Annotated in this window: 11 protein-coding genes; 3 read left to right on the top strand and 8 right to left on the bottom strand. The window is 64.3% G+C overall.

Going from position 1 to position 12,311, the window contains the following annotated elements; all coding sequences use genetic code 11:
- Positions 1 to 321: 321 nt before the first annotated feature.
- Entirely contained in the window at positions 322 to 1,569 is a 1,248-nt protein-coding gene (locus IG169_RS23170) for an ROK family transcriptional regulator (protein WP_246717546.1), read from the bottom strand.
- Positions 1,570 to 1,821: 252 nt separating this feature from the next.
- On the opposite strand from IG169_RS23170, the gene IG169_RS23175 reads away from it, so the two are divergent.
- From IG169_RS23175 to IG169_RS23185, 3 genes are all read left to right on the top strand, one after another.
- The gene (locus IG169_RS23175; protein WP_193178654.1) at positions 1,822 to 2,850 is read left to right on the top strand and encodes a substrate-binding domain-containing protein; all 1,029 of its coding nucleotides are present in this window, start codon (positions 1,822 to 1,824) and stop codon (positions 2,848 to 2,850) included.
- A gap of 125 nt (positions 2,851 to 2,975) precedes the next feature.
- Positions 2,976 to 4,055 carry an ABC transporter permease gene (locus IG169_RS23180; RefSeq protein ID WP_193178655.1) on the top strand — a complete coding sequence of 360 codons (1,080 nt, stop codon included), beginning with the start codon at positions 2,976 to 2,978 and terminating at the stop codon, positions 4,053 to 4,055.
- Entirely contained in the window at positions 4,055 to 4,831 is a 777-nt protein-coding gene (locus IG169_RS23185) for an ATP-binding cassette domain-containing protein (protein WP_246717547.1), read from the top strand. The genes IG169_RS23180 and IG169_RS23185 overlap by 1 nt, the downstream gene beginning before the upstream one ends.
- 106 nt (positions 4,832 to 4,937) lie before the next feature.
- Here IG169_RS23185 and IG169_RS23190 read toward each other — a convergent pair whose 3' ends face one another.
- The 7 genes from IG169_RS23190 to IG169_RS23220 form a co-directional block, all read right to left on the bottom strand.
- Entirely contained in the window at positions 4,938 to 5,909 is a 972-nt protein-coding gene (locus tag IG169_RS23190; protein WP_193178657.1) for an ABC transporter substrate-binding protein, read from the bottom strand.
- Positions 5,910 to 5,980: 71 nt separating this feature from the next.
- Positions 5,981 to 7,108: an ABC transporter permease gene (locus IG169_RS23195; protein ID WP_193178658.1), complete on the bottom strand. Its 1,128-nt coding sequence runs from the start codon at positions 7,106 to 7,108 to the stop codon at positions 5,981 to 5,983.
- Positions 7,105 to 7,977 carry an ABC transporter permease gene (locus IG169_RS23200; protein WP_193178659.1) on the bottom strand — a complete coding sequence of 291 codons (873 nt, stop codon included), beginning with the start codon at positions 7,975 to 7,977 and terminating at the stop codon, positions 7,105 to 7,107. The genes IG169_RS23195 and IG169_RS23200 overlap by 4 nt, the downstream gene beginning before the upstream one ends.
- 12 nt (positions 7,978 to 7,989) lie before the next feature.
- Positions 7,990 to 8,769: an ABC transporter ATP-binding protein gene (locus IG169_RS23205; protein ID WP_193178660.1), complete on the bottom strand. Its 780-nt coding sequence runs from the start codon at positions 8,767 to 8,769 to the stop codon at positions 7,990 to 7,992.
- Between the two features lie 28 nt (positions 8,770 to 8,797).
- Positions 8,798 to 10,255, bottom strand: coding sequence for a dihydropyrimidinase (gene hydA, locus IG169_RS23210; RefSeq protein WP_193178661.1), 1,458 nt, complete (start codon positions 10,253 to 10,255; stop codon positions 8,798 to 8,800).
- 37 nt (positions 10,256 to 10,292) lie between these two features.
- The gene (locus tag IG169_RS23215) at positions 10,293 to 11,051 is read right to left on the bottom strand and encodes a class II aldolase/adducin family protein (RefSeq protein ID WP_246717548.1); all 759 of its coding nucleotides are present in this window, start codon (positions 11,049 to 11,051) and stop codon (positions 10,293 to 10,295) included.
- 5 nt (positions 11,052 to 11,056) lie between these two features.
- The gene (locus tag IG169_RS23220) at positions 11,057 to 12,307 is read right to left on the bottom strand and encodes a Zn-dependent hydrolase (protein WP_193178663.1); all 1,251 of its coding nucleotides are present in this window, start codon (positions 12,305 to 12,307) and stop codon (positions 11,057 to 11,059) included.
- Positions 12,308 to 12,311 lie beyond the last annotated feature (4 nt).

Here is a 12,311-nt window from a genome sequence, read left to right on the forward strand (position 1 = left end):
TCTGGCGGCATCGCGGATCAGGCGTTCCTCGTCGGTCAGCTGGTCTTCCAGCCGGAACGCGTCTTCCCAGTTGAACGAGCCGAGATCCGGCGCCGTAACATCGCCCATCATATCACCTTCCATGTTCTCATTGGCGGCATCGGCCGCAATCCCGAAGCCCGCCAGGCGGGCCCCGCGCACAAAAGCAACGCCGGTCGCGGCAAGTCAATGACCTGCGATCACGATTTTCGGACAATCCGGCAGGCGCAGGCGACCGGGACCAGCCGCCCCGAAAACTCGAATGAGGTCAGCCTTGCGGGCAGGTCCGGGCCAGGAACGGGATCAAGCCCGATCGGCATCGCGGATGCCCCGCGTCAGCGTGTTCTGGTCGACCATGAACTTGTCGAACAGCGGCAGGCTCGCCGCGCCGATGACGCGCGCTTCCGCGCCGACGATGCCTTCCTCGACGACCGGCAGCCTGATCCCCTCGGCATCGAGTTTCGTCATCGCCGAGCGCACTTCTTCAACGAGGCGCGCGCGGACTTCGACCGGCATCCAGCCGTCGATCACCGCAAGCTCGAACTCGATGACCGCCGAGGCGGACACGATGGCCTGCGCCAGCGGCGGCGCACTGGCTTCCAGCCAGTCGTCGAGCGCGGTTCCGAGGTCGCCCCAGTCCGCAGGCGACAGCCAGATCGGGGCGGACTCTCCCCCCGCCTCGGTCACCAGCTTGTCGAGCGTGTGCAGCGACGCGAGCTCGATCAACTGGCGCGGCTTGCCGTTCTGGTCGGTGACGAGGATCGACCCCAGCGCCCCCGCATTGCCGGTTCGCCCGACAAAGAGGCTTCCGTTCAGCACGACGCCGCCGCCGATGAAGGTACCCAGATAGAAATACAGGAACTCGGAATTCGCCTGGCGCTCGGCGAAGACGAGCTCGGCGCCGCAGGCCGAGGTCGCGTCGTTTTCCACATAGACCGGAAACGGATAATTGGTGCCGAGTTCGGCACGGATATCGGTCTGCCGCCACGCATCCATCTCGTCCTGGCGCGCGCCGATGATGTCGGCCCAGTTCCAGATTTCGAACGGCATGCCGACGCCGAGCCCCGCCACCAGCTTGCGCTTCGACTCGGTCAGGCCGGACAGGATGGCGACGATGCTTTCATTCGCGAACCGGAGGATCGCGTCGGGCACCGGATAGGGGTAGATCAGCTGGCGATGCTGCAGCGGCTTGCCGAGGAAGTCGATCAGCACGACTTCGGCGCTGCGCCTTCCGATCTTGAGGCCTAGAAAATAGGCGCCTTCGGGATTGAGCGAGAACGGAACCGACGGTTGCCCGATGCGGCCGCGCACCGGCTCTCCTCGCACGACCAGCGCGTCCTTTTCCAAGCTGCGCATGATCACCGACGTCGTCTGCGCCGAAAGCCCGGTCAGCCGGGTGAGGTCGGATTTCGCCAGCGCGCCGTTCCTGCGCAGAAGCGTCAGGATCAGCTTCTCGTTATAGGCGCGCATTCCGCTCTGGTTGGTTCCGCGCATCTGCGCCGGACCGCCATCGGCCGGTGAAACGTCGCGCGCGTCTGGCTGTATCGTCATGCAGCCTCCCACTGCCCTGCCCCGGTAGACACGCCGGCTCCTAGCACACGGCGTTGTCCCTGGCGGCAGTTTGTCTGCAAACCGGCGCTTCTGTCAATAATTAAATAAGAGTGAATTAGTTATTGACACGGTCATTTTGTTGGTGTTCCCTGAAGGCAGGTTCGGGCAATGGACGCGTGATGAAGCACCGTCCGCCCGCTTCCTGGCCGGCCCTGACCAGGGGCCGGAAATGTCAACTCTGGGAGGAAAATCGTGAACAAGACCCTTCTCGCAACCACCGTTGCTGCGCTCGCTATCGGCGCCGCCTCCATCGTTCCCGCCAGCGCGCAGGACAAGGTCGGCGCATGCCTGATCACCAAGACCGACACCAACCCCTTTTTCGTGAAAATGCGCGAAGGCGCCACGGCAAAGGCCGAGGAACTCGGCATCGAATTGAACAGCTACGCCGGCAAGGTCGACGGCGACAATGAAACCCAGGTCGCGGCGATCGAAACCTGCATCGCCAATGGCGCCAAGGGCATCCTGCTGACCGCGTCGAGCACCTCGGCGATCGTGCCGTCGGTGCAGAAGGCGCGCGACGCCGGCATCCTCGTGATCGCGCTCGACACCCCGCTCGATCCGGTGGACGCGGCCGACATGACCTTCGCCACCGACAACTTCAAGGCCGGCGAGCTGATCGGCCAGTGGGCAAAGGGCAAGCTCGGCGATGCGGCCGCCGACGCCAAGATCGCCTTTCTTGACCTCGACGTGTCGCAACCGACCGTCGGCGTGTTGCGCGACCAGGGCTTCATGACCGGCTTCGGCATCGACACCAAGGACCCCAACAAATGGGGCGACGAGGACGATCCGCGCATCGTCGGCCACGACGTCACAGCCGGCAACGAGGAAGGCGGCCGCAAGGCGATGGAGAACCTTCTCGCCAAGGATCCGTTCGTCAATGTCGTCTACACCATCAACGAGCCGGCCGCCGCGGGCGGTTACGAGGCGCTCAAGGCCATCGGCCGCGAGGGCGACGTCCTGATCGTGTCGGTCGATGGCGGCTGCCCCGGCGTCCAGAACGTCAAGGAAGGCATCATCGGCGCGACATCGCAGCAATATCCGCTGCTGATGGCGTCCAAGGGCATCGAGGCGATCGCCGCCTACGCCAAGGACGGCACCAAGCCCCAGGCGACCGAGGGCAAGAACTTTTTCGACACCGGCGTGTCCCTGGTGACGGACCAGCCGGTCGAAGGGGTCGACTCGATTTCGGTCGATGAAGGCCTGAAGCTCTGCTGGGGCTGATCGCCGGTTGATCCGGGAGGGCGCGATGCGCCCTCCCCTCGCACCTCGCGACAATTCGCGACAGATCTGTCATTATCCGGCACAGCCGGCGGGACCTGGGCACCTGCCGGAAGGGAGGATGTTACATGTCCACGCCAACCACACATACGGAAAATTTCGAGGCCGCGGCGGCCGGTGCGTCGACCGATGTCGCGGCGTTCGAGGAACGTCACAAGGGCCTGGTGGGCCGCTTCCATGAAGTACTGCACTCGACGCCGGCCATCGTGCCGCTGATCGTCCTTGTTGCGGCCACGCTCATTTTCGGACTGGTTCTGGGCCACAAGTTCTTCTCGCCCTTTGCCCTGACCCTGATCCTTCAGCAGGTCCAGATCGTCGGTGTGCTGGCGGCGGCGCAAACCCTGATCATCCTGACGGCCGGGATCGATCTCAGCGTCGGCGCCCTCGCCGTGTTGTGCTCGGTGATCATGGGACAGTTCACATTCCGCTACGGGCTCCCGCCGCACCTCGCGGTGGTCTGCGGCCTCGCCATCGGGACCGCTATCGGCGGGATCAATGGCTGGCTCGTTTCCCGCGTGAAACTGCCGCCCTTCATCGTCACGCTCGGCATGTGGCAAATCGTGCTGGCGGCGAACTATCTCTACTCGGCAAACGAAACGATACGCTCCCAGGATATCGAGCAACAGGCTCCGTTCCTGCAGTATCTCGGAAACACGGTCAAATTCGGCGGCGCGACATTGACGTTCGGCGTGCTCCTGATGCTGATCCTCGTGCTCGTTCTCGCATACGCACTGCGGTCCACCGCCTGGGGACGGCACGTCTATGCCGTGGGTGACGATCCCGAGGCCGCCGAACTCGCCGGCGTGAACGTGCACAACACGCTGATGTCCGTCTACATGCTGGTGGGCTTCATCTGCGGTCTCGCCGGCTGGGTGATGATCGGCCGCTACGGCTCGGTGTCGCCGTCCGCGACCACCGGTGTCATCGGCAACATCCAGTCGATCACAGCCGTGGTCATTGGCGGCATCTCGCTCTTCGGCGGACGCGGTTCGATCCTGGGCGCCTTCTTCGGCGCGCTGATCGTCGGCGTCTTCGAACTCGGCCTGCGCATGGCAGGCGCCAACCCGCAATGGACCTTCCTGCTCATCGGCGCGCTGATCATCGGCGCCGTCGCGGTGGACCAGTGGATCAGAAAGGTATCGGCATAATGGAACCCATTCTCAAAGCACGCGGTCTCGTCAAGCGCTTCGGCAGGGTCACCGCGCTCAACAGATGCGATTTCGATCTCTATCCGGGCGAAATCCTGGCCGTGATCGGCGATAACGGAGCCGGTAAATCGGTGATGATCAAGTCGCTGTCGGGCGCCGTTCAGCCGGATGAGGGCGAAGTCTGGCTGGACGGCAAGCCGACCCGCTTCGCGTCTCCCATCGAGGCGCGGGGCGCGGGAATCGAGACGGTCTACCAGACGCTCGCCATGTCTCCGGCCCTGTCGATCGCGGACAACATGTTCATGGGCCGCGAAATCCGGCAGCCCGGCGTGATGGGCAAGTGGCTGCGCAGGCTCGACAAGCAGGCGATGGAGAAGTTCTCGCGCGAGAAGCTCTCCGAATTGGGACTGATGACGATCCAGAACATCAACCAGGCGGTCGAAACCCTGTCGGGGGGCCAGCGCCAGGGTATCGCCGTGGCTCGCGCGGCGGCCTTCGGATCGAAGGTCATCATCCTCGACGAGCCGACGGCGGCGCTCGGCGTCAAGGAAGGCCGAAGGGTGCTCGAACTCATTCTCGACGTGCGTTCGCGCGGTATCCCGATCATCCTGATCTCGCACAACATGCCGCATGTCTTCGAGGTCGCCGACCGCATCCATGTCCACCGGCTGGGGCAACGCCTGTGCGTGATCAATCCGAAGGACTACACCATGTCGGACGCGGTGGCCTTCATGACCGGCGCCAAGGAACCGCCCGAGGCCGCGATCGCGGCCTGAATCAGACTGTCGGGAAAACCGCGCAAGCGACTCCGGAACAAGCAGAAAGGGCGGGACCGCATCGCGGCCCCGCCCTTCCCTTTTCGGATCGTCGGCGAACCGGCTCTTACTTGAGAGCCTCGTCGGTGATCGCGTGCGTCCAGGCGCCGGTCGGCTCCTTTTCGATGATCTTCTGGTCGAGAAGAGCCTGGGCGGTGCGCTCGTAGACGTCTTCCTTGAGCACGCCCGAACCGTCGCCGATCAGCTTGGCGACTTCGCCCATCATCCGCTTCTGGTGGTTCTCGTCCTGGCCGCCATTGTCCATGACGATCCCGGCCGCTTCGTCCGGATTTTCCAGAGCGTATTTCCAGCCCTTCATCGAAGCGCGGACGAACTTGACCATGTTTGCCTTGAAGGCCGGATCGGCGAGCTTGTCTTCCATCGCATAGAGGCCGTCCTCGAGCAGATCATTGCCCATTTCCGAGTAGTTGAAGACGATCAGGTCTTCCGGCTTGTAGCCGGCGTCGATCAGCTGCCAGTACTCGTTATAGGTCATGACCGAGATGCAGTCGGCCTGCTTCTGGATCAGCGGCTGCACGTCGAAGGACTGCTTCAGCACGGTCACGCCGTCCGGTCCGCCGTCGGTTGAATAGCCGAGCTTGTTCATCCAGGCGAAGAACGGATATTCGTTGCCGTAGAACCAGACGCCGAGCGTATGGCCCGGGAAGTCATCGGTCGACTTGACCGGTCCATCAGCCGGGCAGACCATTTCCATGCCAGCCTTCTCGTAGGGCTGGGCGATGTTGACCAGCGGAACGCCCTTCTCGCGGGCGACCAGCGCGCCACCCATCCAGTCGACGATCACGTCGGCGCCGCCGCCGGCGATCACCTGTTCCGGCGCGATATCCGGGCCGCCCGGCTTGATCGTGACGTCAAGGCCTTCCTCGTCGTAGAAGCCCTTGTCCTTGGCAACGAAGTAGCCGGCGAACTGCGCCTGGGCCACCCATTTCAGCTGCAGCGTCAGCTTGTCGGCGGCCATCGCCTGTACGGTTGCGAGCGACATCGCACCGACCATCAGGGACATCATTATTTTCTTCATGTCTTTACCCTTTTCGCCTTTCCCTCTGCGTTGTTCCGCGAACCCGCGGGAAGCGGGAACACGATTTGCGTCTAGCCACCACGGATAGACGGATGCCAGAATGTCGTTGCCCTTTCGGCAAGGGCGACGGCACCATAGAAAACCGAACCGGCAAGCGCGGCAACCGCGATCTCGGCCCAGACCATGTCGAGGTTGAGCCGGCCGATTTCGGTCGAGATGCGGAATCCCATGCCGACGATTGGCGTGCCGAAGAATTCCGCGACGATCGCGCCGATCAACGCCAGCGTCGAATTGATCTTGAGGGCGTTGAAAATGAACGGCATCGCCGCCGGCAGGCGCAGCTTGAACAGCGTCTGCCAGTAGTTGGAGGCATAGGTGCGCATCAGGTCGCGCTCCATGTGGCCCGCGGCGGTAAGCCCGGCCACCGTGTTCACCAGCATCGGGAAGAACGTCATGATGATGACGACGGCGGCCTTCGACTGCCAGTCGAAACCGAACCAGATGACCATGATCGGCGCGATGCCGATGATCGGCAGCGCCGAGACGAAATTACCGATCGGCAACAGCCCGCGTCGCAGGAAATCGACGCGGTCGGCGAGGATCGCGACGACGAAACCCGCCCCCGAGCCGACCACGTAACCGAACAGCACCGCCTTGAAGATGGTCTGGCGGACATCGGCAGCCAGAACCGGCAGCGAATTGGCGATACGCGCGCCGATCGCCGACGGCGGCGGCAGCAGGATGAAGGGAATGCCGAACCCGCGCGTCGCCGCCTCCCAGAGGATCAGCACCCAGGCGCCGAAGATCGCCGGAATGAGCAACCGGACAAGCGTGGCGGCCTCGCGCGATTCAGGGCGGAGCGCGGAGAGCTGGGTGACGCAGGCCCAGGCAAGCAGCCAGAGCGCGGCGATCAGCAGGAAGAACGGCGCGCGCGCCTGCCCCTCATTGCCCAACAGGGCGGAGAACAGAAGCCAGGCGCCGGCATGAGCGGTCACGAACAGGATCGCGGCGACGGCCTGCCTCTTCGACACCAGCAGGGCCGAAAAAGCGCCGATGAGGGCGAGGATCACGACTATAGCCAGCGTCGCATTCCCGGGCGGCGTGGTCGCGCCGTCGCCGAACATCGGCAGCCTGATCAGCGCCAGGACCGTCAGGATCACGGCGGCGACGGCCTGCCAGGAGCGTAGCAGCATGCTCATGCCGGCCTTCCCCCCATCATGCGGTTGACGACCCGCGAGACGATGTCGACCGAAAAGACAAGCAGCGCCGCCAGCACCGAGCCCATGACGAGCGCCGCCCACATGTCGACGGTCTGGCTGTAATAGGAGCCGGCGAGCAGCTTGGCGCCGATGCCGGCCACGGCGCCGGTCGGCAGTTCGCCGACGATCGCGCCGACCAGGCTCGCGGCGATCGCGACCTTCATCGACGTGAAGAGATAGGGCACCGACGCCGGCACGCGCAGCTTCCAGAATGTCTGGCCGAGGCTCGCATTGTAGGTCTGCATCAGGTCGAGATGCATCGCCTCCGGCGAGCGCAGCCCCTTCACCATGCCCACCGTGACCGGGAAGAACGACAGATAGGTCGAGATCAGCGCCTTCGGCACGAGGCCGGTGATGTTGATCGCGCCGAGCACCACGATCACCATCGGCGCGATCGCCAGGATCGGCACGGTCTGCGAGGCGATGATCCACGGCATCAGGCTGCGCTCGAGCGATTTGACGTGCACGATGCCGACGGCGATCGCGATGCCCAGAACGGTGCCGAAGGCGAAGCCGGCCAGCGTCGAGGAAAGCGTCACCCAGCCATTGTAGACGAGGCTGCGGTTGCTGGTGAGTTTGCGCTGAAACGTGTTCTCGAAGAAATTGACGGCGATCTGGTGCGGCGCGGGCAGCGTCGGCTTGGCCTGGCTCATGGTCTTTTCGACCAGTTGCCAGGTCGTCGAGGTAACGCCTGCGCGCTTGTCCATGTCGCGCTGCACCGGCGCGTTCATGAACACGGCGGCGACGTACCAGATCGCGACGATTGCCGCGACGACGGCGAGGACGGGGAAAATGCGTGACTTCAGCATGTCGGCGTCGCCTCACTCGTCATAGGCATGCCCTGCCCTGAGGCCCTCGCGCACCCGGTGCGCGATTTTCAGGAATTCCGGCGTCTCGCGGATGTCGAGCGGCCGCTCGGAGCCGAGATCGCAATCGATGACGTCGTGGACGCGGCCCGGGCGCGGGCTCATCACCACGATCCTGGTCGACAGGAAGACAGCCTCGGGGATCGAGTGGGTGACGAAGACCACTGTCTTCTGCGTCGCCGCCCAGAGCTTGAGGAGCTGTTCGTTCAGGTGGTCGCGCACGATCTCGTCGAGCGCGCCGAACGGCTCGTCCATCAACAGCATGTCCGGCTGCACTGCCAACGCGCGGGCGATCGAGGCGCGCTGTTGCATGCCGCCCGAGAGCTGCCAGGGATATTTCTTCCCGAATCCGGCGAGATCGACCAGTTCCAGATTGTCGGAGATGCGCTTGCGGCGCTCGTCGCCGCTCAGCCCCATCACCTCCAGCGGCAGCGCGATATTGTCGGCGATGGTGCGCCAGGGAAACAGCGCCGCCGCCTGGAAGACGTAGCCATAGGCCCGCTTCAGCCGCGCCTCCTCGGGTGTCATGCCATTGACCGTGATCGTGCCACCGGTCGGCTTTTCGAGATCGGCGATCACCCTGAGCAACGTGGTCTTGCCGCAGCCCGACGGACCGATCAGCGAAACGAACTCACCCTTCTCGATCGCGAGATCGATATCCGACAGGGCATGCACCGGCCCGTCATTGGTCTGGAAGGTGAGATTGAGTTTGTCGGCCTGGATGACGGTGTTCATCGGTCTGTCCGGTGCAAGCATGCGCAGGTCACACCCCGCTCGCCGGAATACCGGTACGCTCGACCGGGCGCGGCGCGACCAGTTCCTTCCAGGTCGACAGCGCCTTGTTGACGGCCTGGAACGGCTCGCGCCTGACGAATTTGCCGTGGCCTTCCTCGGTCTTCACCGCGCCGTCGTCGACGACCAGCTTGCCGCGCGAAAGCGTGAACCGCGGCAAGCCCTTCACATGCTTGCCCTCGAAGACGTTGTAGTCGATCGCCGACTGCTGCGTCTTGGCCGAGATGGTTTTTTCCTTTTCCGGATCGAGCACGACGATGTCGGCGTCCGCGCCGACAAGGATCGCACCCTTTTTCGGATACATGTTGAGGATCTTGGCGATGTTGGTCGAGGTAACGGCGACGAACTCGTTCGGCGTCAGCCGGCCGGTCTCGACACCGTAGGTCCACAGCATCGGCAGACGGTCTTCCAGTCCGCCCGTGCCGTTCGGGATCTTGGTGAAATCGCCGACACCGTAACGCTTCTGATCGGTGGTGAACGCGCAGTGGTCGGTAGCCACGCAGGACAGCGAACCGGACTGCAACCCCGCCCACAGCGAATCCTGGTGCTGCTTGTTGCGGAAGGGCGGGCTCATCACGCGGCGCGCCGAGTGGTCCCAGTCCTTGTTGAAATACTCGCTCTCGTCGAGCGTCAGGTGCTGGATCAGCGGCTCGCCATAGACCCGCATCCCGTTCTGGCGCGCACGGCGGATCGCCTCATGCGCCTGTTCGCAGGACGTGTGCACGACATAGAGCGGAACGCCCGCCATGTCGGCGATCATGATGGCGCGGTTGGTCGCCTCGCCCTCGACTTCCGGCGGCCGCGAATAGGCGTGGCCCTCCGGGCCGTTGTTGCCCTCGGCGAGCAGCCTGGCCTGCATCTGCGCGACGACGTCGCCGTTCTCGGCATGGACGAGCGGCAGCGCGCCCAGTTCCGCGCAGCGCTGGAACGAGGCGAACAATTCGTCGTCATTGACCATCAGCGCGCCCTTGTAGGCGAGGAAGTGCTTGAAGGTGTTGATGCCCTTCTCGCGCACCACCGTCTCCATCTCGTTGAAGACCTGCTCGCCCCACCAGGTGATCGCCATGTGGAAGGAGTAGTCGCAATTGGCGCGCGTCGACTTGTTGTCCCACATCTGGATCGCCTCGAGCAGCGACTGGCCCGGCGACGGCAGGCAGAAATCGACGACCATCGTCGTGCCGCCGGCAACCGCCGCGCGGGTGCCGCTCTCGAAATCGTCGGAGGAATAGGTGCCCATGAACGGCATTTCGAGATGGACATGCGGGTCGATGCCGCCCGGCATGACGTAGCAGCCGGTCGCGTCCAGCTCGTGATCGGCATGGAGGTTCGGGCCGATCTCGGTGATCACCCCGTCCTCGATCTTCACATCGGCCTTGTAGGTCAGGTCGGCGGTAACGACGGTTCCGTTCTTGATAATGGTGCTGGTCATCGGCTTTCCCCGTATTCGATTGATCTTGCGCGCTTCCTCAGTCCGCGTAGGACGGATCTTCGTGATCCAGGATGCGCTTCATTTCCGCAAAATGGGCGTGTTCCGCCTCCTTGTAGACGTCCCACTCGCCAGCGGTCGCCTCGGCGAGCGCATCGTCCATCACGTTGAGCTCCCGGCCGGTCGAATAGGCGAGAACCATCGTCCGAGCCGCGCGCTCGAGGTGATACATGGCGTCGAAAGCCTCGGCGACGGTCTCGCCGACGGTGGTGACGCCGTGATTGCCCATCATGACGGCGCGATGGTTGCCGATGGTGGACGCGATCCGCTCGCCCTCGGCTTCCCCGGTGGCAATGCCGCCAAAGGCATTGTCGACGGCAAGGCGGTTGAAGAACCGCGCCGTCACCTGGTCGATCGGCTTGATCGTCGGGTCCTTCAGCGTCGCCAGCGTCGTCGCGTAGGGCGGGTGCAGATGCAGCGCCACGCGGGCATGCGGCAGGCGGCGGTGGATCGCCGAATGGATCGACCATGCCGACGGGTCCGGCGCGTCCGGACGCTTCATCGTGTCGGGATCGTCGGCGTCGACCAGCAGCAATTCCGAGGCCTTCGCCATGGAGAAATGTTTCCAGCGCGGATTGACGAGGAACTGCTTGCCGTCCGCCGACACGGCGGCGGAGAAATGGTTCGCCACGCCCTCGTGCCAGTCGTATCGCGCCGCCAGGCGCAGTGCTGCCGCGAGGTCGATCCTGAGCTGACGCTCGTCCGCAAGCCCGAGCGGGACGACGTTGGATCGCGTCAATTCACTCACTCCGTGATCCCCGCCGTCTCGACCACCGCGTGGAACAACACGTCCGCGCCGGCGCGCGCCCATTCGAGCGAAATGTCCTCGGCCTCGTTGTGCGACAGCCCGTCGACACAGGGGCACATCACCATCGCCGTCGGCGCGACGCGGTTGATCCAGCAGGCATCGTGTCCGGCACCGGAAATCAGGTCGCGATGCGAGTAGCCAAGCCGGTCGGCGGCGTCGCGCACCGCCTTGACGCAGTCCTCGTCGAAGGTCACCGGATCAAACCCGCCGACCTTCTCGAACTCGACCCCGAGGCCCATCTCGTCGCAGATTGCCTTGGCGCCGATCTTCAGGCGCTCTTCCATGTCGGTGATGACGGCGAGATCCGGCGAGCGGAAATCGACCGTGAACACGACCTTGCCCGGAATGACGTTGCGCGAATTCGGGTAGACGTCGATATGGCCGGCCGCGCCGACGGCATGCGGCGCGTGGCTCCAGGCGATCTCGTCGACGAGTTCGAGCACCTTGGCCATGCCGAGCCCGGCATTCTTGCGCATCGGCATCGGCGTCGAGCCGGTATGCGCCTCCTTGCCGGTGATCGTCACCTGCGTCCAGGAAAGCCCCTGCCCGTGCGTGACGACGCCGATATCCTTGCCCTCGGCCTCGAGGATCGGCCCCTGCTCGATATGCAGTTCGAAAAAGGCCTTCATCTTGCGGGCGCCGACTTCCTCGTCGCCCTTCCAGCCGATCCGCTCCAGTTCGTCGCCGAAGGTCTTGCCCTTGGCGTCCTCGCGGTCATAGGCCCAGTCCTGCTCGTGAATGCCGGCGAAGACGCCGGAGGCGAGCATGGCGGGGGCAAAGCGCGTGCCTTCCTCGTTGGTCCAGTTGGTGACGACGATCGGGTGCTTCGTCTTGATGCCGAGATCGTTGAGCGTGCGCACGATTTCGAGACCGGCCAATACGCCAAGCACGCCGTCATATTTTCCGCCGGTCGGCTGGGTATCGAGGTGCGAACCGACATAGACCGGCAAGGCGTCGGGATCGGTGCCCTCGCGGCGCATGAACATGGTGCCCATCTGGTCGACGCCCATGCTGCAGCCGGCATCCTCGCACCATTTCTGGAACAGCTTGCGGCCCTCGCCGTCCTCGTCGGTCACGGTCTGGCGGTTGTTGCCGCCGGCCACGCCCGGGCCGATCCTGGCCATTTCCATCAGCGAGTCCCACAGCCGGTCCCCGTTGATCCTGAGGTTTTCTCCCGGTGCCGCCATGTCT

Origin of the sequence: Oricola nitratireducens, assembly GCF_014904745.1 — a bacterium.
Taxonomy (GTDB): domain Bacteria; phylum Pseudomonadota; class Alphaproteobacteria; order Rhizobiales; family Rhizobiaceae; genus Oricola; species Oricola nitratireducens.